This is a genomic window from Desulfovibrio aminophilus DSM 12254 (genome assembly GCF_000422565.1).
Classification (GTDB): domain Bacteria; phylum Desulfobacterota; class Desulfovibrionia; order Desulfovibrionales; family Desulfovibrionaceae; genus Aminidesulfovibrio; species Aminidesulfovibrio aminophilus.
The window spans coordinates 127934-147299 of the sequence record NZ_AUMA01000008.1 but is presented as its reverse complement, the minus strand read 5'-3'; the positions used below and the strand labels follow the sequence as shown (position 1 = coordinate 147299).

Below are 19366 nucleotides of genomic sequence, written 5' to 3'. Positions count from 1 at the left end.
TCATCTTTTGCATGTCTCGCACCTCCATTCGTGTTGAATGACACACTATGACGCTACAGGGACGCAGCACGACGGTCAACACGATTGTGCAGCGGATTGCGGATCAATGCTCGGAATTCAATCGACGTATTGCGTGCGCATGCTCACTCACACTGCGACGCATGACAAGAACCTGCCCCTGTCCAGAGATTTGAGAAATCCTTTCGCCAAGCCGAAAATCCTTCACATTCAGCATGCGCAGGGACATTTCGCCCTTGCCATTACGAAGTGACATCGATAGTTTCAATTCTGAAATTTTTGACTGAACATGGCACAATGACTTCATAAAACACGCTTCGCCCATTGCGCGGAGCCGACGGTTTCGGCATGTGCGGACAGGGTCCATGCGCATGGCCGCAACGACTCCGCGCCCTGAAACGGAGCGGTGGACGGCTCCGGCATGAAGCGGCGCGGGAACAGGCCGACGCATGAAAATACGAACCTTCGCCCTCCTCCTGCTGGCCTGCGTCGCTCTGGCCTCGCCCGCCACCGCCTCCACGGAATACCCGATCGGCCCGTTCATTCTGGATGTGCGTTCCGCCGGTGAATCATTTTACGAGCCCTATCCCCAGCCCCATCCCCCGTCCACGGCCACCGGCGACTTTTCCCAGGCCGAGATGGACTCCATCATGGGCGGCATGAACTACTGGGTGGAACGGATCGGCGAGGGCCAGGGGGCGAGGATCATCATCAACCTGGCCAAGATCGACGACCCGAGCGGCACGGCCTACAGTTGGACGCCGGAGACGGGCAGGCCGTATTCCGACGTCTACAACTCCATCGTCGGAGGCGTGTACTACGCCCCGGACCCGTTCTACGGCTACCACACCGAAATCATCTTCAATGTTCCGTACACCACGGTGGTCACCCGCCAACTCCTGGACGACGACTCCATCACCTCCACCATCACCCACGAGCTGATGCACGCCCTGGACATGGGCGGCGTCCTGATCGGCACCGACGAGAGCGCCGCCTCCTGGGATCTGACCTCCTGGACCATCAACGCCAAATCCGCATGGGGTTCGCGCCTGTACGACGTCAACGGCAGGCGTGCCGTGGACGGCGACATCGTCTTCGATCCGGCCATTTCGGCCGTCCGGTCCAACGGCGTCTTCGTCATACCGGACTTCAACGCCGCCCCCACCTCCCCGATGGCGACCCATCCCGGCCAGGTGACCTTTTTCCCGACCTTCCACGGGGACGCCGTGGACGCGCTGACCAACGGCCAGGGCATGCCCGTCATGGCGGGCCGGGGCGACGACTACGAACTGGACGAAGGCAACGTCCTGGGCCACCCCGCCCTGCTCGGCTCGATCATGTCCTACGCCCCGTTGCGGAACATGCTCTTCACCGAGGTGGAACTGGCCGCGCTCAAGGACATGGGCTACCAGATCGACCTGAAGAAATTCTTCGGCAAGAGCTATTATCCCTCGCGCCTCGGCGGGCTCCTGACCACGGACACGGCCATGCCCCTGGGGCGCGTGGGCGCCTACCTCGACGAGACGGCCCTCGTCGTGACCAACGCCGACGGCTTTCGCGGCGACGCCTCCTACGCCACGGGCCTGCACGTCTACCGCGACAAGCTGAACGTCACCCAGGCCGCCGACATCTCAGCCGGAGGACATGGCGCGGGCGGCATCCGCGTCGACGGCGTGGGCAACACCGTGACCGTGCCGGAGGGCGTGACCGTGGCGGCCGACGGCAGCTACGGCACCGGTCTGCTCGTGTCCTACGGCAAGAATAACGTCGTCGACATCCAGGGCGTCGTGCGGGCCGAGGGAGAAATGGGCATCGGTGCGCACTTCGGCATCGGCATGTCGGGAATCACGTCCTATTTCCACCAAGCGGGCGCGGATGCGCTCGTCAATTCCGACGACCGCTACTTCTACACGAAGATGAACTCCGACCTGAACGGCGCGCTCGTGAACGCCCTCAACGTCTCGGGCGAACTGTCCGGGACTTACGCGGCCGTCATGGTCGAGGCCGACGCGCACGTGGAGAACATCAATTTTCTGCGCGGCGCGGACGTGGACGGCGACATCCGCTCGAAATGGAATCCCTGGAACATCGCCGCCATCGCGCCGAACCCGCCGGAGGACTACTCCACGGACCTGACTTTCGGCGTGACCATGCTCGGCGCGGGCGACCCGGGCTTCAACATGCGCTACGACGGCACGATCTCCGGGCCCGCCAGCTTCAACCTGCACGCGGCGGGCGGCAGCCTGTCGCTCAACGGCTCGTTCAGCGGCCTGGACGCCACCGTGCATCCCGGCGCGACGCTGCGCGGCTCCGCGACCTACTTCCTCTACGGCGACGGCACGGCGGCCTCCCAGGCCGCTCCCGGAGCAGGCCTGTTCACCAACAACGGCGTCGTGGCCCCGGGCAACAGCATCGGCACGATCTCCATCGCGGGCGACTTCACCAACAACGGCGACCTGCTCATGGAATTCAACGCAAACGGCGAGTCCGACCAACTGAACGTCACGGGCGTCTTCGCCCACAACGCCGGCGGCGGCGCCACGGTCACGGTCACGCCCGAGCAGGACTACTACTCGGGCGCCACGACCATTCCCTTCGCGGGCATGTTCTCGGGAGGCGCGGGCAGCACCCTGCCCTCCGTCATCGATACGTTCCTGCCGTTCAGCTCACCCACGCTCACCATGACCATGTCGCCGGGCGCGCCATACACCGTGACCACCACACGCGCCGCCGGAGCCTACAGCCGTTATGCCTCCGGCCGCAACGGCGCGCAGGTGGGCGCGGCCATCGACACCCTCTCGGGCGCGGCCACGGGCGACATGCAAGACCTCGTCGCCGCGCTCGACTTCTCCGCCCCGGGCGGCGCGACCATCTCCTCCGCCCTGGATCAACTTTCCCCGGAAGCATACAACAGCGCGGCCCAAACATCCCTGACATCCAACCGCATGCTCTCCGGCTCCCTGCTGCGCGTCATGCTTCAGGCCCCCCACGGCCAGGAAACCGGGCTCAACGGCGGAGACGAGACTTCCGAATGGTCCGCCTTCCTCATGCCCGTGGGCGGCACCCGGTTCCAGCGGGCGCACGGCGACGCCCTGGGCTACAGCGCCACCGACGCGGGCCTCTTCGGCGGGATGGAACGGCATTTCGACAGCGGGCTCACCGCCGGAATGCACGCGGCCGTCATCCACAGCCGGGTCGACGTGCATACGGAGGACGGGGCCTCCAGCGAGACGGACAGCCTGCACCTCGGCGCGCAGGCCCTCATGCGGCCGCCGCAGTGGAACGGCGCCTACCTCTACGGCATCGGCCGCGTGGGCGTGGAAAACGCGGAGACGCGCCGCTCCGTCTCATTCGGCGGATTCCAGCGCACGGCCGACGCCGAATGGACGGGGCTGACGAGCGCCGCGAACCTCGGCGCGGGCTACGACTGGCAGCTGGGTTCGGTGACCCTCGGGCCGCTGGCGGGCCTGGACTACGCCTTCACTTGGCGTCCCGACGTGACCGAGCAAAACGGCGGCGCGGCGCGACTGAAGACGGAGTCCAAGGGATATCACAGCCTGCGCTCGGCCCTGGGCGCACACCTGGACGCCGAGACGCGGTTCAACGAGCGCGCCATGCTGCGGGCCGGACTCAGCGCCCAGTGGATGCACGCCCTGGTCAACGAGGCATCGGCCACGCGGGCCTCCTTCGCGGACGGCTCCCAGAGCTTCGAAGCCCAGTCCCCCGCCCCGGGCCGGGACAGCCTCGCCCTGATGGGCGACGTGGGTGTGTTGCAAGACGATGCGCTCAGCCTGAACCTCTTCGCGGGCACCGAACTGTTCCAGACGGGATACTCCTCGCTCCAGGGCGGCTGCTCCGTGAACTGGAACTTCTGAAGCGTCAGGCCCAGCCCCGGCTCTCCCAGTAATCGTACTCGTGCTTCCACGCCTCCCCGGCCTGCCGGATCTTGGCCTGGAACTCGCGGCGGTTGGCGTCCATGGCCCGGCGTTGGTCGAAGTAGAGCGTCCCGGCACGGATGTCGTTCACCAGAACCCGGCCCAGCTCCAGAGCCCGTGCCTCGGCCCGGTCCACGGCCTCGGGCCCCCGGGTGACCACGGCTCCGGCCGTGCCGCTGACGTATGCCCCGAAATCCATGAGGTTGGTAGCCAGATAGCGGGTGATGACCTCGTCGTCCCGGCCGCCCGTGGCCACGGCGCAGCTGTACTTGCCGTCGAAGGACTGGAGATGGATCACGTCGGCCATGCGGTCGATGAGCGCCTTCATGCGGGCCGTGACGCAGAAGGAATAGTTCGGGGAGCCCCAGACGAGGCCGTCGGCGGCCAGCATCTTCTCCAACAGCGGCGCGTAGTCGTCGTCGAAGACGCAGGCTCCGGTCTTGAAGCACTTGCGGCAGCCGATGCAGAACTCGATGCGCAGCTTGCAGAGCTCCACCACCTCAATCTCCGCGCCCTCCCCGGCCGCGCCGCGCAACACGGCGTTCACCAGTCGCAAAGTCTGGCTTCTCTTGCCGTTGGGGCTGGAGTGAATGCCCAGGATTTTCATGCGGCCTCCCTATTCAAAGCCGTGTCGGACAAAAACGGCGCGCGCCTCTTTCGAAGTCAGCCAATCGCGGAACCGTCGGGCCTCTTCCGGGTGCCGCGCTCCGATGACCTCGGCCGCCACGACGCTCCGCAGCCCCTCGGCCCCCGGCAAAGGCAGGAACAGGGAGCCGTCCGTGAGCTGGGCGTGCCAGGTGCGGTAGGTGACCCAGGCGTCCAGGTCCGGCCGTTCCTTCCAGGCCGCGAATCCCTGCTCCCCGGTGACCACGGAGAGCGCCACCCCGGGCAGCCCCTGCGGCGGATCATGCCTGGGACCGGCCATGTTCTCCAGGCGCACGTCCAGCACCGCGACCCCCGGTTTCCGCAGATCCTCGGGAACCGCGATGGCCTTGGGGTTGCCCGCCCGGACGATGATGCCCATGCGCCGGGCGAAGAGCGGGGTCACTCCGGCCGCGTCCAGCACACCGGGATGGGCGGCCAGGAAGTCGTCCATCATGTACTCCGCGCCGTTGTAGAACAGGTCTCCGTCGGAGCGGACGGCCTCCACGAGCAGGTCGGGCTGGCCCTTGACCACCTCCACCGGAATGCCGGCGCGGGCGGAGTACAGAGCGGCGCACTCCTTCATTGCCGGATACGGGCCGCCGGGGCCGTACACGCGCAGGCTCTCTCCGGCGGGCAGGGGGGACGACTGGGCCATGACCCACCTCCAGGCGCAACAGGACAACGTCAGAAGCAGCAGGATCGCCGGAATGCGGACTATCCGATTCATACCGACGATATATCCAAACCGCATCGCCGGGGTCAATATGGCGGACGCGCTCGGCGGCCGCTCAAATCAGGAAAGAGATGTAGGAGTAGCCGGATATCTCCATGTGCTTCACGTCGCGGGCATACTGCGAGAAGAGCACCAGCCCCAATTGGCCGAGTTCGTCCGGCGAGGCCTGCAGCAGGGATTCCGGCAGGGCGAAGTTGTTGATGTCGTCCATCATGTGCCCGCAGATCATCTCCACCGACCAGCCCTCCTCGATTCTGGAAACCCGCAGACTCACGGAGTCCTCACCGCCCCTGCCCCCCTGCCCGAGCATGTGCAGGAAGACTTCCTCGCAGCATAGGGAGAGGACGTTGAAACGGTCTTGGGGCAGGTGGAGGCGGTGTCTGCCGGAGGCCAGCAGGTCGTGCAGGGAGCGGACCTCGGCGGGATCGGCCCGAAAAACGCCCGTGAGCCCTCGCCGGGGCGCGAGATAGGCCAGGGTGCTCAGCAGGAAGGCCGTGAACCCGCCCATGGCCACGCTGTTCTGGAGCAGCGGGCTCAGGGTGGACGGCGCCACTCCCGGAAAGAACGACCTGCCCCCGGCCACCAGACCCACCACCAGGGACAGGCCGAGGATGAGGCCGTGCTGGTTGTTCAACCGGGTCATGGCCACCAGACCGAAACCCGCATGGAACAACAAGGCCGCGATGACGATGAGGAATCCCCCGATCACCGGGCCGGGCATGTCCAGGATGACGCCGCTGACCTTGGGCATGAAGGCCAGCAGGAGCAGGATGGCGGCCCCGACCGCGCCGACGCGGCGGGAGGCCACGCCGGTCATCTCGATGAGCGGAAGGTTGTCGCAGTAGAGCGAGGGAACGGCCGTGCCGAGCAGCGCGGCCGTGATCTTGCTCAGGCCGTCGCAGTACAGGCCGCCTTGCACCCGGTCGTAGGACACCCGCCGGAAGTCACGCGTGGATATCTGTTGCACGAGCATGATGTTGCCCGTGCTCTCGATCATGCTGGCCACCATGCCCATGCCGAAGGCGAGGAAGAGCGGCAGGTGCGCGGAGTGGAGGTCCAGTTCCAGGCCGGGCCAGGCGGAGAGTTGCGGCAGGCCGAACCAGGCCGCGTGGACCGCGTGTTCGAAGTGAAGTTCGCCGGTGAGGGCCGCCGCGCCGTAACCGCCGCCCATCGCCAGCAGCGGTCCCCAGAGTCGCAGGGCGGGCGGAGCGAAGAGCATCATCAGGGTCAGGATGAGCACGGTGACGGCCCCGATTCCCAGGCGGGTGACGGAGGCGGTCTCGCCGGCCCAGAGCCCAAGGCCGATGGGCACCATGGAGGTGGCTATGAGCAGGATGACCACGCCGCCCACGGCCGGGGTGATGATGTGCCGGAAGAAGCGGATGAAGAAGGTGTACAGGAAGACCACCGGCGCCGTGAGCAGGGACATGGTGGCCAGCAGGGGCATCCCGCCCATCTTCACGGCGTCCAATGAGCAGAGGAGGAACGCGCTGTAGGAGCCGGTGAAGAGCACGAATCCCGCGCCCAAGCCGAGACGCGTCCGGCTCTGCAGAAAGGTGAATACCGCCGCGACGATGATGATGGCGAAGGTGATGAAGGCCAGGGTCTGGGGCGCGATGTCCGTGGTCTTGCCGAGCACGTTGGGGATGAAGATGATGGCGTCGAACACCAACAGCACGTGCATGAACGCGATGCAGAGCGTGGTGTGCGGCGGCGGGGTCTGGCCCACGTCGAACTTGAGCGTGTCGCGGATCATGTGCTGCGCCTTTCCGGTAACAGGGTCAACCGCCTTGAAAGCGCGCGATTCTTCCAGATCGTCCCAGGCAAAGCAAGGACGAAGGCTCTCCGGACGCCAGTGGGACCGGGCTTCGGCGAAAACGCCGCCCCAGTCTCCGGCCTTCAGTCCCGGCCCTCCGGCCCGGTGATCAACCCGCTTTATCTCTTGAAGAAATGAAAATATCGGAGCAGGATATGCGCGGGCGTTCCACGGGAATCCAGGCGTATTGAAAAGGATTCCCTTCTTTTTTTTGTCGCGGGGAGAACACGACGACATGAAACGAGGAACAAGACCCGGCGGAGTCAGCGGGAATCCCGCATTCGCCCCGCCCCTCCGAAGTGCGACGGCGGCTGTCCAGGCCGCTCTTGATGACATGCGGAAAAGGTGAGAAAGGAGCTGGGCCGACGGCGGAATCCGTCGGTTTTCGCCCCGCTTTTCGGGGGCCACACCAAGGAAACGCGAGAAAACAATGCCTGACCTACAAAAAAAATACGGTTTCTGGACCGCGGCCGCCATGGTCGTCGGCATCGTCATCGGCTCCGGCGTGTTCTTCAAGGCCGACGACGTACTCAAGGCCTCCGGCGGCAGCCTCACCACGGCCCTGCTCGCCTGGCTCATCGGCGGCTCGATCATGGTCGTGACCGCCTACGTCTTCTCCAAGATCGCCACCCGCATCGAGCGGGTCAACGGCGTGGTGGACTACTTCGAACAGGCCTACGGCAGGAAGGCGGGCTACATGGTGGCCTGGTTCATGACCTTCATCTACTACCCCACGCTGGTGGCGGTGCTCGCCTGGGTCTCGGCCAAATACACCGTGGGGCTGCTCGGGATGAAGGACGGCCTCTGGCCCGTGTCCGTCGTCTACCTGACCGGCTTCTTCCTGCTGAACTACTTCTCGCCCAGGCTCGCGGGCGCGTGGCAGGTCTCCGCCACCGTGATCAAGCTCATCCCCCTGGGCCTGGTGGCCGTCGTGGGCGGCATCGCGGGCCTGCGCAGCGGGATGACCATGAGCAACTTCATGCAGACCGCTCAGGGCGTGTCCGGCCAGGGCGGCCTCGCCGTGGCCACCCTGTCCACGGCCTTCGCCTACGAGGGTTGGATCATCGCCACGGTCATCAACGCCGAGTTGCGCGACGCCAAGCGCACCTTGCCCCGGGCGCTGATCGCGGGGACCATCGCGGTGGTGACCATCTACATGCTCTACTACCTCGGCATCTCCGGCGTGCTGACCAACGCCCAGGTGCTCGAGGCGGGCGACGCCGCGCCGGTCCAGGTCATCGGCTTGGTGTTCAACACCATCGGCGGAACGCTGCTCACCGTCTTCGTCATCATCTCCTGCCTGGGCACGCTCAACGGCCTGATCATGGGCTCGGCCCGAGGCATGTACTCCATCGCCGCGCGCGACATGGGCCCCTGCCCGGCGTTCTTCCGCCGAATCAACGCCGTGACCAACAGCACCATCAACTCCGCGCTGCTCGGCTACCTCCTGTCCTGCTTCTGGCTCCTGGTCTGGTACGGCAACTTCGCGGGCTGGTGGGGCCAGTTCATGGACGTCTCCGAACTGCCCATCGCCATCCTCTATGTGATCTACATCTCCATCTACATCTGGGTGATGAAGACCTTCACGGACCTGGGCCCGTTCAGCCGCTACCTCTGCCCGCTGCTGGCGGGGATGGGCTCCCTGTACATCATCTGGGGCGCGATCCAGAAGGACATGTTCCTGCACTTCCTGATCCTGGCCCTGGGCATCCTGGCCGTGGGCTTCGCGCTCATGCGCGACAGGAAAAAGGCCTAGCCTCCGCCTGCCTCTGACGCCGTGAGGCCGTTCCGCCGCCAATGGACGGGGGGAACGGCCTTTTTCATGCGTTGCGCGGAGCGTAAGGCTGCAAGAACTCCCGAGGAGAAACAAGCGATCGTTCCCGAAGGCGGGCAAAGAAAAAGGGCTTCGGAATCTCATCCGAAGCCCTTGTTCTTCACGTTGGTGGAGCTGAAGAGAATTGAACTCTTGACCTCTTGAATGCCATTCAAGCGCTCTCCCAACTGAGCTACAGCCCCACTCGCATGGCAGAAGGAGTGTTTAGCCAACAGACCTTCGCTTGTCAACACGAAAGATGAAAAAAATTAAAATTCCCTTGCGGGGCGGTGCGTTGCGCGGGCCGCGACCTTTTGCCGAAGGCGCACGCAACCGGTCGGAGCACATGCCGCCAGGACGCGACCCCCGCCTGCGGCGCTCGCGGGCGCTCCGGCCGAGGGCCTTCCCGCATTGATTCCAAGCCCATGCTGGCGTATCAAGGCCCATGCGCGTGCTCTCCCGCATCCTGCTCAAACTCCTCTGGATCGCCGTGGTCTTTCTCGGGATCACGGTGGTCAGCTTCTGGGTCATCCACCTGGCCCCGGGCACGCCCACCGACCTCCAGACCACCATGAATCCCACGGTCACGCCCGAAGCCCGGGCCCGCCTGGAAAAGCTCTACGGCCTGGACCAGCCCATCCACGTGCAGTACGGCCGCTGGATCGCCCGGCTGGCCACCTTCGACTTCGGCCAGTCCGTGTCCGGCGACAACCGCCCCGTGTGGGACAAGATCGAGGAGCGCCTGCCGCTGACCTTCGGCATGAACGTGGCCTCCCTGATCCTGACCCTGCTCCTGGCCGTGCCCATAGGCGTGCTCTCGGCCTGGAAACAGAATGGGCCCTTCGATCGCTCCATGACCGTGCTCGTGTTCATCGGCTTCGCCATGCCCGGATTCTGGCTGGCCCTCCTGCTCATGCTGGCCCTGGGCATCCACTGGCCCGTGCTGCCCATCTCGGGCATCACCTCCCTGGACTTCCCGCACCTCTCCTTCTGGGGCAAGGTCGCGGACCTGGCCCGACACCTGGCCCTGCCCATCTTCATCTACACCTTCGGCTCCCTGGCCGGGCTCTCGCGCTTCATGCGCGCGTCCATGCTGGAGGTTCTGCGCCAGGACTACATCATGACCGCCCGGGCCAAGGGCCTGCCCGAACGGATCGTGATCTTCCGCCACGCCCTGCGCAACGCCCTCATGCCGGTGATCACCATCCTCGGTCTGTCCGTGCCCGGGCTCATCGGCGGAAGCGTGATCATCGAATCCATCTTCGCCCTGCCCGGCCTGGGCCAGCTCTTCTACCAGGCGGTCATGGCCCGGGACTACCCGCTCATCATGGGCAGCCTCGTGCTCGGCGCGGTGCTCACCCTGGCGGGCAATCTCCTGGCCGACCTGGGCTACGGCCTGGCCGACCCACGCGCGCGCCGCTCCGGCGGGGAGGCCGCGTGAACGCGCTGAAACGGCCCTCGTTCCTCTCGCGCCACGGCCTGCTCGTGCTGGGCCTGGGCCTGGTGGGCGTCATCTCTCTGGCCGCCGTCCTGGCCCCCTGGTTGGCGCCTTTCGACCCCCTGGACATCGACGTGAACGTCATCCTCCAGCCGCCCTCCTGGACCCACCCCCTGGGCACCGACGCCCTGGGCCGGGACGTGCTCTCGCGCATCCTCTGGGGCGGCCGGGTCTCGCTCTGGGTCGGCTTCGTGGCCGTGGGCATCTCCACGGCCATCGGCCTAGCCCTGGGGCTGGTGGCCGGGTACTTCGGCAGGCTCACCGACGAGATCGTCATGCGCGGGGTGGACGTGATGCTCTGCTTCCCGTCCTTCTTCCTCATCCTGGCGGTCATCGCCTTCCTGGAGCCGAGTCTGACGAACATCATGGTCGTCATCGGCCTGACCTCCTGGATGGGCGTGGCCCGGCTCGTGCGGGCCGAGACCCTGACCCTCAAGTCCCGGGACTTCGTGCTGGCCGCGCGCGTGGCCGGGGCGGGCCCGGGCCGCATCCTGCTCCGGCACATCCTGCCCAACGCCCTGGCCCCGGTGCTCGTCTCGGCCAGCCTGGGCGTGGCCGGGGCCATCCTGGTGGAGTCCTCGCTGAGCTTCCTGGGCCTGGGCGTACAGCCGCCGGACCCGTCCTGGGGCAACATGCTCATGGAGGGCAAGGATGTGCTCGGCATCGCGCCCTGGCTCTCGGTCTTCCCGGGGCTGGCCATCCTGCTCACGGTGCTCGGCTACAACCTGCTGGGCGAATCCCTGCGCGACCTTCTGGACCCGAGGCTGCGGCGGTGATCGCCGCCCTTGATTCCCTTTCCGGCCGAGTTTAAGGGAGCCTTGGAAGGACACCCATGCTCGAACTGCTGCGCATCCGCGATCTGGCCCTCATCGAGGACGCGGAACTGGAATTCTCCAAGGGCCTGAACGTGCTCACCGGCGAGACCGGCGCGGGCAAATCCTTCATCCTGCGCGCCATCGACTTCCTCACCGGCGAGCGCATGGGCGCGGAGATGGTCCGGCCGGGCAAGGAAAAAGCCGTGGTCGAGGCCCTTTTCGCCCGGCCCGAGGGAGACCTCGTCATCCGCCGCGAACTCTCGGCCGAAACCGGCCGCTCCCGCGTCTACCTGGGCGACCGCCTGGGCTCCCAGGAGGCCGTGCTCGAGCTGCGGCCCTCCCTCGTGCTGCACACCTCCCAGCACGGCCAGCAGAAGCTCCTCCAGCCCGCCTACCAGGCCCGCATCTTGGATGGCTTCCTGCCCGAACAGTCCCTCCTGGCCGAACGCGAGGAGACCCTTTCCGAACTGCGCCGCATCCTGGAACGCCGACGCGAATTGACGGCCCGTACCGAGGAACTGGCCCGCCAGCGGGAGTTCCTGGAGTTCCAGCGCGCGGAGATCGAGAAGGTCGATCCCCTGCCCGGCGAGGAGGAGGAACTGCTGACCCGCAAGGAGGGCGCCCGGGACCGCGAACACGCGGCCAAGGCCCTGTCCGAGGCCCTGGACATCCTGGGAGGCGACTCCCCGCTCACCGAGGGCGTGGCGGTCCTGGCCCGGGACATGGAGGCCGTATCCGCGCTGTTCCCGGAGTTCGAGGAGGAGCGTCTGGCCGTGGAGGACTTCCGGCTACGGCTCCAGGCTCTGCAGAACCGGCTGCGCCGGGCCGAGGCCGAGGACGGCGAGACGATCGACCTGGACGCCCTGGAGTCCCGGCTGTTCGAGATTTCCCGGCTCAAACGCAAGCTGAACAAGAGCCTGGAGCAGATCCTCGCGCTCAAGGACGAGATCGTCGAGAACCTGAATTTCCTGGATTCCTGCGGCCTGGACCTGAAACGCCTGGACAAGGAGGAGACCGCGGCCGCCAAGCGCCTGGGCGACATCCTGGCCCGGCTCAACGCGGCCCGGCGCGCCGCCGGGGAACGGCTCTGCCGCGCCCTGGAGGCCGAGTTGCGCGGCCTGGGTTTCTCCGAGCACGCCCGCGTGGAATACGCCTTCGAGCCCTTCGAACCCTATCCCGGGCTGGTCGAGGACCGCGCCCGGCTGCTCTGGGTGCCCAACCCGGGCCAGCCGCCCCGGCCCCTGGACAAGATCGCCTCGGGCGGTGAACTCTCGCGCTTCCTCCTGGCCGTGACCAGCCTGAAAAGCTCGGACGAGCTGCCCACGCTCATCTTCGACGAGGTGGACGCGGGCATCGGCGGCCACACCCTGAACAAGGTGGGCGACAAGCTGAAGTCCCTGGCGGGCCGCCAGCAGATGCTGCTCATCACCCACTGGCCCCAGCTGGCGTCCCTGGCCGAGCGGCACTTCCTGGTCAGCAAGGAGGTCGAGGACGGTGTCACCTACACCCGCTGCCGGCGGCTCGGCCAAACCGAGATCGCGGCCGAGCTGACGCGCATGGCCGGCGGTGGGGCTCCGGGGGCTTCGGGGGCTTCGCCCCATTCATAGAAAGGCGGAGAGAAGAGGCCAGCACAGCCTCAGCCGCCGTCCGACCCGTCCCCCGCTTCCGCCTTCAATCCGAGCGCCGCGCGCCACGCCTCGGCGTATTCGCGGTGGAACCCGACATCGCAGGCCCGCCGTATCCTCCGGGACAAGAAGGCCGTGAATCCGCCCAGCAGGACCGCCAGCCAGAACGACAGCGACATCAAGGGGATGTCGGGGGACATGGCCAGCGCCAGCACCGGGACCAGGGCGAGAATCATGTAGAACCCCACCATCGCCCTGTGGAACCGGCTCCTCTCCGGCGAAAGTCCGCGCGTCCGCAACAGGTGGAGCGACCGCTCCCAGCCCAGGCCGAGTTTCGGCTCCAGCACGACCCGGATGTACTGGGAGATGCCCGCGATGACCTCCTGCTGGGAAGCGGTGTAGAGAATCGAGGGGATGAGCAGGGCGTAGGCGGCGAGAAAGACAGCTCCGCCCGCCGTGTTTTCCGACAGGCCGAAGCCGATGATGCCTGCGGTCACGGAGGCGTTCACCTTGAACAGGTTCGAGACGATCTGCTGGTTGGAGTCGATCTCCTTGCGCAGCGTCCGGTATTCCTCCAGATGGCACTCTTCGGACATGGCCGCCTCCTGTTCGGGTTCAAGCCGGGGTTACGCCACCACCCAGACCGCGCAGTCCTTGGCCAAGTGCATGACCTTGGTGGACACGCTGCCGAAGAGGAACTCCTCGGCCTTGGACACGCCCCGGCGGCCGATGACCACGGTGCCGAAGCCCCCCTCGTCCATGGCCCCCACGATGTCCCGGGCGATGCTCGTGCCCAGGCTGCACGCCGGAGCCGCATTGCGCGGGGAGCGGCAGCTTTGCAGGTAGCTGCTGTCCACCGCGTCCGACGGCAGTCCGGCCGCCTTCAGCCGTTCCACGGCCGAGGCCAAGGCCTGGCGCGCGGCGTCGGCCTGGACCCGGCAGGCGTCCTTCCAGGCCGCCTCGGTCTCGAAGAAATCCCGCTCCGGCAGGCGCTCCACGTAGAGCAGCCGGACCTTGCCCCCGGGGATGCCCCCGGCCATCTTGGCCACGTAGTCCACGGCCCGCAGGGCGTTCTCCGAGCCGTCGAAGGCCACCAGAATGTTCTTCTCGTTCATGGCGCGTCTCCTTGTCCGAGTCGGGCGCGGCAGGCCCGCAGATCCCCGGCCAGTTCCTCCACCGAGTCGTAGAAGACCTCGCTGGCCGCCGAGAAGTGCAGGAGCACCCGGTTCAGATCCTCCGGGATGTAGGGATAGAGCTTGCGCAAGTTCACCAGACGGTTGCCGAAGACGATGGACATGTCCCCGCCGGTGAGCGTGGCCGCCACCTCGGCCGGGATGCTCATGGGCGTGGGCGTGCCCTTGGCCGTGAGGAAGACCAGGATGTTCCCCAGGCCGAACAGGTCCAGGCCGAAGGGATTCTCGTGGAAGTCGAAGGCGTAGTCGAAGTCGATCCAGCGCCAGCCCCCGCCCTGGTACTCCACGAAGATGTGGTCGCGGCGCACGTCGCCGTGCTTCTCCCCGCGCTCATGCAGGAAGCGCAGGGCCTCACAGGCCCCCAGGAACCGGTCGAGCACCTCCGGGAAGCGTTCCCGGAAGTAGGTCGCGTGGTCCATGTCCAGGTCCTCGATGAGCGTGTCCAGGCGACGGCCCTGGACTACCTCCAGCACGCGGACGTTGTGGCCGCCCGCGTCCATGAAGGTCTCGCCCTGCATGAAGCGGGGGTCGCCGCGCGTCAGGTCGAGGATGCGCGACTCCTTCTGCGGGCTGCGGTAGCAATGGGCCTCGAAGGAACCGATCCTGACCGGAAAGTTCTCGAAGAACTCCAGCTTGAGGATGCGCCGTTCGCCGCTCTCCAGGTGGCGGCAACGCTTGACCCAGAATTTCGGGTCCTCCATTCCGAAGCGGCGTTCGGCCTCGTCGCGCAGCACGAGGTAATGGCTCCCGCCCACGGCGATGACGTCTCCGTGGCCGATGTTCATGAACTCGGCGGTGTCCGTGACGATATTGCCCGCGTACTGGGGCGGGAAGTCGGGGGCCATGTCGGCCAGCAGGCGGCGGGCGCTGTCCATGCGTCCTCCTGGCGCGGGCCTAGCTCCGGCGGGGATCCCTGACCCGCAGCCGGGACACGGGCACGGGCGCGCGCACGGGATAGATCGGGTTGGCCCGGGTCCACCAGCCTGGCACGGAGCGGTCCGTGAATTCCACCCGGGTCACGAACTTGATGCTTTTGTAGGCCAGATCGAAGGGACAGACAACCCGGGCCGGGGCTCCCCGCTCGTGCGGCAGGGGCTGTCCCTCCAACTCCAGGGCCAGCATGTACCACAGGTCCGGGCGAAGCAGCTCCGCGATGGGAAAGGACTCGATGTAGTGGTCCGTGCCCTCGGGCGGGTATTTCGTCTTGCCCAGGGAATGAAAGACCACGTGCGTGGCCGTGGGCAGGGGGCGCACCCCGTCGAAGAGGCTCTTGAAATCCACTCCGCCCCAGGGCACGTCCTGGACGCTCCAGCCCTCCACGCAATGGAAATCCACGATTCGCTCCACCCGGGGCAGGGCCCGCAGTTCGTCCCAGGTCATGTCCCGGGGCGACTCCAGCAGCCCGTCCAGGCGCAGGACGTAGGGCTCGCGCCGGTTCCCCGGCCAGACCACCTCGCCCGCGCGGGCGTCGAACCGGAACACGTCGTCGTCCACGGTGCGGGTGGGAAAGCGGTCGTTGATCGCCGCGCGCACGGACTCGGGCAGCAGGCCCCAGCACCAGCCGCCCAGGGCCAGTGCCCCGGCCCCAAGCCATTTCAGAAGGGAACGGCGCGGCGCATCCATGACGTACTCCTTTCGCCAGAGGATAACACCGAACCGCATTCAGACAATACCCGCGCGGCGGGACCGAGGGGATGCGTCCTCAGATGAGCCAGACGTCCACGGCCGCGCCCGCGTACAGACCCTCGCGGTCGGCCGGGACCGCGACCAGACCCTGGGCCTGGAGCAGGGTCTTGAGCAGGCCGGACTTGCCGGGCAGGGGATGGGCCAGGGGCAACGCGCCCCCGCGCGGCTCCAGGCGGACGCGCACGTAATCCTCGCGGCCGGGTTTGGAAGCCAGGTTGCGGGCCAACTCGGCCGGACGCACGGGCCGCTGGAGCGGATCAAAGGCGTCGGCCCGGCCCATGAGATGGCGCAGGAAGGGCTGGACCAGCACGAGCATGACCACCTGGGCCGAAGTGACCTGCCCAGGCAGACCGAGCACGGGCGTACCGCCCACGCGGGCCAGGATGGTGGGCTTGCCCGGGGACAGGGCCACGCCGTGAGCCAGGATTTCTGAATCCGGCAGGGAGCCCAGGGCGGCCACGGTGAGGTCGCGCGACCCAACGGAGCTGCCGCCGGAGAGGAGCACGCAGTCGCTCGTCTCCAGGGCGGCCAGAAGGGCCGCTCGCAGAGCCTCCAGGCGGTCGGGCGCGATGCCCAGGGTCGCGGCCTCGGCTCCGGCCTCGCGGGCCAGACAGGCCAGGGCCAGGCTGTTCACGTCGCGCACCTGCCCGGGCCGGGGCGTCGCGCCCGGGGGCACGACTTCGTTGCCGGTGGACAGGACCGCCACCCGTGCGCGCCGGCGCACGGCGATCTCGGCCACGCCCAGGGCGGCCAGCAGGCCCAGCTCGGGCACGCGCAGCAGGGTTCCGGCGGCCAGGGCCACGTCTCCGGCCCGGGCGTCCTCGCCGCCGAGCATGACGTTCTCGCCCGGGGCCAGACTCTTGCGCGCCTCCAGGGTGCCGGACATCTCATGGCCGTGCTCGACCATGAGCACGGCGTCCGCGCCCTCGGGCAGCACCCCGCCGGTGGGGATGCGGGCGCAGGTTCCGGCGGCCAGTTCGAAGTCCGGGGCCCGGTCCACGGCGATCTCCCCGGCGATCTCCAGGTAGGCCGGGGCGCTCTCCGAGGAACCGAAGACGTCCCTGGCGCGCAGGGCATAGCCGTCCATGCAGGAACGCGGGCGCGGCGGCAGGTCTTCGGGCGCGGCCAGATCATGGGCGAGCACCCGCCCCAGGCACTGGTCCAGGGGCAGGGTTTCCGCCGCGAGCGGGGGAAAGCTCCGCAGCAGATCCTCGAAGGCCGCGCGGCTCAGAACCTGAAAAAATCCCTGTTCCATCAGCGCTCCAGCTTGATCTCGATATCGCCGGGACCGAAGCCCTTGAGTTCGGCCAGCATGGCCAGCAGGCCCGCGCCGAGCATCCGGGCCACGAAGGGATTCAGGGCCAGGGGACGGCCGTCCACGCTCACGCTCAGGCCGCCGTTCAGGGAGACGCAGTCCGCCGGGACGGCCTTGCCCGCCACGATGTCCACGGCCAGGGCGCGGCAGTCCTCTCGGCCGCAGCCGCCGCAGTTCAGGCCGGGCAGGAGGAAACCCTTCTCGGCCGCCAGCCGGGCCAGGGCCTCGGGATCCTCGATGTTGGGCACTCCGGCGAGCCGGGCCTTGCCGCACACGGCGACGGCCAGCTCCGGCTCCAACTCCCGGGCCGTGGCCTCGTCGTCGGCCAGGATGATCCGGGGCATGAGGCCCTGGGTCTTGCCGCCCTCGCAGACGAGCAGGTCCGCCGTCACCAGCGGAGCCAGGTCGGGCAGACGGCGCTCTCCGGGCCAGAAGACCTGGGCCCCGCCCGGAGACCAGGCCAGCACCGGGCAGCCCAGGGCCCGGAAGCGGGCCGTGTCCGTGCCTTCCTTCTCGTCGAAACCGTGATGCGAGTGCTTCCCGGCGGCCACGGAAAGGCCGAGCGCGCGGGCCGCCTCCAAAAGTTCGAGGGTCAAAGCGGTCTTGCCGGACTTCTTGAAGCCGACCACGGCGACAGCCTTCATGGGGCCTCCTAGCGGGTGATCTCGGTGCCCACGCCCGAGTCGGTGAAGAGTTCCAGAAGCACGCAGTTCTCCACCCGGCCGTCGAGGATGGCGGCCTTCTCCACGTTGGCCAGGGCCTCAAGGCAGCAGCGGATCTTGGGAATCATGCCGCCGGTGATGGTGCCGTCCTCCATGAACTCCAGGGCCCGGCGGGTGGTCAGGGAGCTGACCAGGGAACCCGACTTGTCCAGCAGGCCGGGCACGTCGGTGAGCAGGTAGAGACGCTTGGCGTTCATGGCCGCGGCCACGGCGCCGGCCACGGAGTCGGCGTTGATGTTGTAGGTCTCGCCGTCGGCGTCCACGCCCACGGGCGCGATGACCGGGATGAAGCCCTCCTTGGCGATGGCGTCCAGCAGATTCGTGTTGATGCGGACCACCTCGCCCACCTTGCCGAGGTCGATGATCTCCGGCGGGGCGTCCTTGCGCTCCACGGCCAGTTCCTTCTTCTCGGCCTCGATGAGCACGCCGTCCTTGCCCGAGAGGCCCACGGCCCGACCCCCGGCCTGGTTGACGAGGTTGACGATGCTCTTGTTCACTTGGCCCACGAGGACCATCTCGACCACGTCCATGGTGGCCTGGTCCGTGACCCGGTAGCCCTGGCGAAACTCGGAGGAGATGTCCAGGGCCTTGAGCATCTTGCCGATCTGGGGCCCGCCGCCGTGAACCACCACGGGGTTGATCCCGATGTACTTGAGCAGCACGACGCTCTGGGCGAAGCTCTGCTTGAGGGCCTCGTCGATCATGGCGTTGCCGCCGTACTTGATGACCACGGTCTGGTGGTAGAACTGGCGGATGTAGGGCAGGGCCTCGATGATCATCCGGGCCTTGAGCCGGTTGCGCTCCATGTCCGCCACGACCTGCGCGTCCTGGTTCATTGCGCCTCCCACGGGCTGGCGAGAATGATGGATATTCCCCCGAAGGTCCGTGCCTGTCAACACGGAGCGGGGCGGAAAGGGTCTAGGAGAGGACCAGACGGTAGAGGAACCGCTCGTAGATGCGGCAGACCCGCTGGGCGCTCGCCGGAGCCACCCCAGCGTTGCAGAGGCGGCAATAGACGTGCAGCGGATTGAGCGTGTGCTGGAGCAGACGTCTGAACTGGCGCATGGGTCACTCCCGTGAACGTCTTATCGGCCTGTCCCGTCGCCGAGATTAGGCCAATGCGGGTTGCCATACGCCCAACCGGGGGGTATTGTCCAGCCATCGGCGTTGCTTGATTCGCGGAGGCCCCATGGACGAGAACAGGAGACGTCGCACCCGTGTGCGCACCGGACACGAGGCCGTGCTGACGGTCGGCGGCGAGGACCGCCCCGTCAGAACCCTGGACCTGAGTCTCAAAGGCGCCCAGACCACCCCCCTGCCCGGCGTCGAGTCCGGGCTGGAATGCCGCTTCCGCATCGACCTGGCCCAGGACGTGGTCATCGAAGCCGAGGGCCGTGTGGCCCGTTCCGACGCCGCCGGAGTGGCCCTCGAATTCACCAGCGTGACCGAAGAAAGTTTTCCGCACCTGCTGCGGCTGGTGCAGTTGCATTACGGCGACGCCGACGCCATCGAACGCGAACTGTCCACCCCGGCCTTCGAACCCTGACCGCTC

The 19366-nt window shown here is 67.2% G+C and carries 17 protein-coding genes and 1 tRNA gene; 6 read left to right on the top strand and 12 right to left on the bottom strand.

Features of this window, described 5'->3' with window-relative positions; genetic code table 11:
- Nucleotides 1-467: 467 nt before the first annotated feature.
- Nucleotides 468-3893 (top strand): autotransporter outer membrane beta-barrel domain-containing protein, encoded by a 3426-nt coding sequence (locus tag H587_RS17475; protein ID WP_034608633.1) that lies wholly within the window; start codon nucleotides 468-470, stop codon nucleotides 3891-3893.
- A gap of 4 nt (nucleotides 3894-3897) precedes the next feature.
- Here H587_RS17475 and H587_RS0105845 read toward each other — a convergent pair whose 3' ends face one another.
- From H587_RS0105845 to H587_RS0105835, 3 genes are all read right to left on the bottom strand, one after another.
- A complete protein-coding gene (locus H587_RS0105845) occupies nucleotides 3898-4560 on the bottom strand; it encodes a flavodoxin family protein (RefSeq protein ID WP_027175467.1) in 663 nt (220 codons plus the stop codon).
- Nucleotides 4561-4569: 9 nt separating this feature from the next.
- A complete protein-coding gene (locus H587_RS17470; RefSeq protein WP_169432749.1) occupies nucleotides 4570-5325 on the bottom strand; it encodes a substrate-binding domain-containing protein in 756 nt (251 codons plus the stop codon).
- A gap of 61 nt (nucleotides 5326-5386) precedes the next feature.
- Nucleotides 5387-7087 carry a uracil-xanthine permease family protein gene (locus H587_RS0105835; RefSeq protein ID WP_027175466.1) on the bottom strand — a complete coding sequence of 567 codons (1701 nt, stop codon included), beginning with the start codon at nucleotides 7085-7087 and terminating at the stop codon, nucleotides 5387-5389.
- A 490-nt stretch (nucleotides 7088-7577) separates the two neighbouring features.
- Between H587_RS0105835 and H587_RS0105830 the strand changes: the two genes are divergently transcribed.
- A complete protein-coding gene (locus H587_RS0105830; protein WP_027175465.1) occupies nucleotides 7578-8903 on the top strand; it encodes an APC family permease in 1326 nt (441 codons plus the stop codon).
- A 184-nt stretch (nucleotides 8904-9087) separates the two neighbouring features.
- On the opposite strand, the gene H587_RS0105825 is transcribed toward H587_RS0105830, so the two are convergent.
- Nucleotides 9088-9163: transfer RNA gene (locus tag H587_RS0105825), tRNA-Ala, on the bottom strand.
- Between the two features lie 242 nt (nucleotides 9164-9405).
- Between H587_RS0105825 and H587_RS0105820 the strand changes: the two genes are divergently transcribed.
- The 3 genes from H587_RS0105820 to H587_RS0105810 are packed head-to-tail and all read left to right on the top strand — an operon-like array spanning nucleotide 9406 to nucleotide 12880.
- Nucleotides 9406-10401: an ABC transporter permease gene (locus H587_RS0105820; RefSeq protein WP_027175464.1), complete on the top strand. Its 996-nt coding sequence runs from the start codon at nucleotides 9406-9408 to the stop codon at nucleotides 10399-10401.
- Nucleotides 10398-11234 carry an ABC transporter permease gene (locus H587_RS0105815; protein ID WP_027175463.1) on the top strand — a complete coding sequence of 279 codons (837 nt, stop codon included), beginning with the start codon at nucleotides 10398-10400 and terminating at the stop codon, nucleotides 11232-11234. The genes H587_RS0105820 and H587_RS0105815 overlap by 4 nt, the downstream gene beginning before the upstream one ends.
- 56 nt (nucleotides 11235-11290) lie before the next feature.
- Nucleotides 11291-12880 carry a DNA repair protein RecN gene (locus tag H587_RS0105810; protein WP_027175462.1) on the top strand — a complete coding sequence of 530 codons (1590 nt, stop codon included), beginning with the start codon at nucleotides 11291-11293 and terminating at the stop codon, nucleotides 12878-12880.
- A 29-nt stretch (nucleotides 12881-12909) separates the two neighbouring features.
- Here the strand turns inward: H587_RS0105810 and H587_RS0105805 are convergent, their stop codons facing one another.
- The 8 genes from H587_RS0105805 to H587_RS20790 all read right to left on the bottom strand — a co-directional run bounded on the left by H587_RS0105805 (nucleotide 12910) and on the right by H587_RS20790 (nucleotide 18879).
- On the bottom strand, nucleotides 12910-13494 hold the full coding sequence (locus H587_RS0105805; protein WP_027175461.1) for a hypothetical protein: 585 nt from the start codon (nucleotides 13492-13494) through the stop codon (nucleotides 12910-12912).
- Nucleotides 13495-13524: 30 nt separating this feature from the next.
- On the bottom strand, nucleotides 13525-14013 hold the full coding sequence (locus tag H587_RS0105800; RefSeq protein ID WP_027175460.1) for a universal stress protein: 489 nt from the start codon (nucleotides 14011-14013) through the stop codon (nucleotides 13525-13527).
- On the bottom strand, nucleotides 14010-14966 hold the full coding sequence (locus tag H587_RS17465; protein WP_034608632.1) for a serine/threonine-protein kinase: 957 nt from the start codon (nucleotides 14964-14966) through the stop codon (nucleotides 14010-14012). The genes H587_RS0105800 and H587_RS17465 overlap by 4 nt, the downstream gene beginning before the upstream one ends.
- Before the next feature lie 19 nt (nucleotides 14967-14985).
- Nucleotides 14986-15714, bottom strand: a complete 729-nt coding sequence (locus H587_RS17460; protein WP_034608630.1) for a molybdopterin-dependent oxidoreductase — start codon at nucleotides 15712-15714, stop codon at nucleotides 14986-14988.
- 79 nt (nucleotides 15715-15793) lie between these two features.
- Nucleotides 15794-17032 carry a molybdopterin molybdotransferase MoeA gene (locus H587_RS0105785; RefSeq protein WP_027175459.1) on the bottom strand — a complete coding sequence of 413 codons (1239 nt, stop codon included), beginning with the start codon at nucleotides 17030-17032 and terminating at the stop codon, nucleotides 15794-15796.
- Nucleotides 17032-17736: a molybdopterin-guanine dinucleotide biosynthesis protein MobB gene (locus H587_RS0105780; protein ID WP_027175458.1), complete on the bottom strand. Its 705-nt coding sequence runs from the start codon at nucleotides 17734-17736 to the stop codon at nucleotides 17032-17034. Before H587_RS0105780 ends, H587_RS0105785 begins: the two co-directional genes overlap by 1 nt.
- Before the next feature lie 8 nt (nucleotides 17737-17744).
- Nucleotides 17745-18620: an acetylglutamate kinase gene (gene argB, locus H587_RS0105775; protein WP_027175457.1), complete on the bottom strand. Its 876-nt coding sequence runs from the start codon at nucleotides 18618-18620 to the stop codon at nucleotides 17745-17747.
- Between the two features lie 112 nt (nucleotides 18621-18732).
- Nucleotides 18733-18879, bottom strand: a complete 147-nt coding sequence (locus tag H587_RS20790) for a hypothetical protein (RefSeq protein WP_169432748.1) — start codon at nucleotides 18877-18879, stop codon at nucleotides 18733-18735.
- A 124-nt stretch (nucleotides 18880-19003) separates the two neighbouring features.
- Between H587_RS20790 and H587_RS0105765 the strand changes: the two genes are divergently transcribed.
- Nucleotides 19004-19360, top strand: coding sequence for a PilZ domain-containing protein (locus H587_RS0105765; protein WP_027175456.1), 357 nt, complete (start codon nucleotides 19004-19006; stop codon nucleotides 19358-19360).
- The last annotated feature ends 6 nt before the right edge of the window (nucleotides 19361-19366 follow it).

Bases quoted from the DNA above. Each gene is read 5' to 3' on its own strand.
- H587_RS0105765 (WP_027175456.1), top strand. From the start codon at position 19,004: ATGGACGAGAACAGGAGACGTCGCACCCGTGTGCGCACCGGACACGAG.
- H587_RS20790 (WP_169432748.1), bottom strand. From the start codon at position 18,879: ATGCGCCAGTTCAGACGTCTGCTCCAGCACACGCTCAATCCGCTGCAC.
- argB (WP_027175457.1), bottom strand. From the start codon at position 18,620: ATGGAGCGCAACCGGCTCAAGGCCCGGATGATCATCGAGGCCCTGCCC.
- H587_RS0105800 (WP_027175460.1), bottom strand. From the start codon at position 14,013: ATGAACGAGAAGAACATTCTGGTGGCCTTCGACGGCTCGGAGAACGCC.
- H587_RS17460 (WP_034608630.1), bottom strand. From the start codon at position 15,714: ATGGATGCGCCGCGCCGTTCCCTTCTGAAATGGCTTGGGGCCGGGGCA.
- H587_RS17465 (WP_034608632.1), bottom strand. From the start codon at position 14,966: ATGGACAGCGCCCGCCGCCTGCTGGCCGACATGGCCCCCGACTTCCCG.
- H587_RS0105835 (WP_027175466.1), bottom strand. From the start codon at position 7,087: ATGATCCGCGACACGCTCAAGTTCGACGTGGGCCAGACCCCGCCGCCG.
- H587_RS17470 (WP_169432749.1), bottom strand. From the start codon at position 5,325: ATGAATCGGATAGTCCGCATTCCGGCGATCCTGCTGCTTCTGACGTTG.
- H587_RS0105805 (WP_027175461.1), bottom strand. From the start codon at position 13,494: ATGTCCGAAGAGTGCCATCTGGAGGAATACCGGACGCTGCGCAAGGAG.
- H587_RS0105780 (WP_027175458.1), bottom strand. From the start codon at position 17,736: ATGAAGGCTGTCGCCGTGGTCGGCTTCAAGAAGTCCGGCAAGACCGCT.
- H587_RS0105785 (WP_027175459.1), bottom strand. From the start codon at position 17,032: ATGGAACAGGGATTTTTTCAGGTTCTGAGCCGCGCGGCCTTCGAGGAT.
- H587_RS0105810 (WP_027175462.1), top strand. From the start codon at position 11,291: ATGCTCGAACTGCTGCGCATCCGCGATCTGGCCCTCATCGAGGACGCG.
- H587_RS0105820 (WP_027175464.1), top strand. From the start codon at position 9,406: ATGCGCGTGCTCTCCCGCATCCTGCTCAAACTCCTCTGGATCGCCGTG.
- H587_RS17475 (WP_034608633.1), top strand. From the start codon at position 468: ATGAAAATACGAACCTTCGCCCTCCTCCTGCTGGCCTGCGTCGCTCTG.
- H587_RS0105845 (WP_027175467.1), bottom strand. From the start codon at position 4,560: ATGAAAATCCTGGGCATTCACTCCAGCCCCAACGGCAAGAGAAGCCAG.
- H587_RS0105830 (WP_027175465.1), top strand. From the start codon at position 7,578: ATGCCTGACCTACAAAAAAAATACGGTTTCTGGACCGCGGCCGCCATG.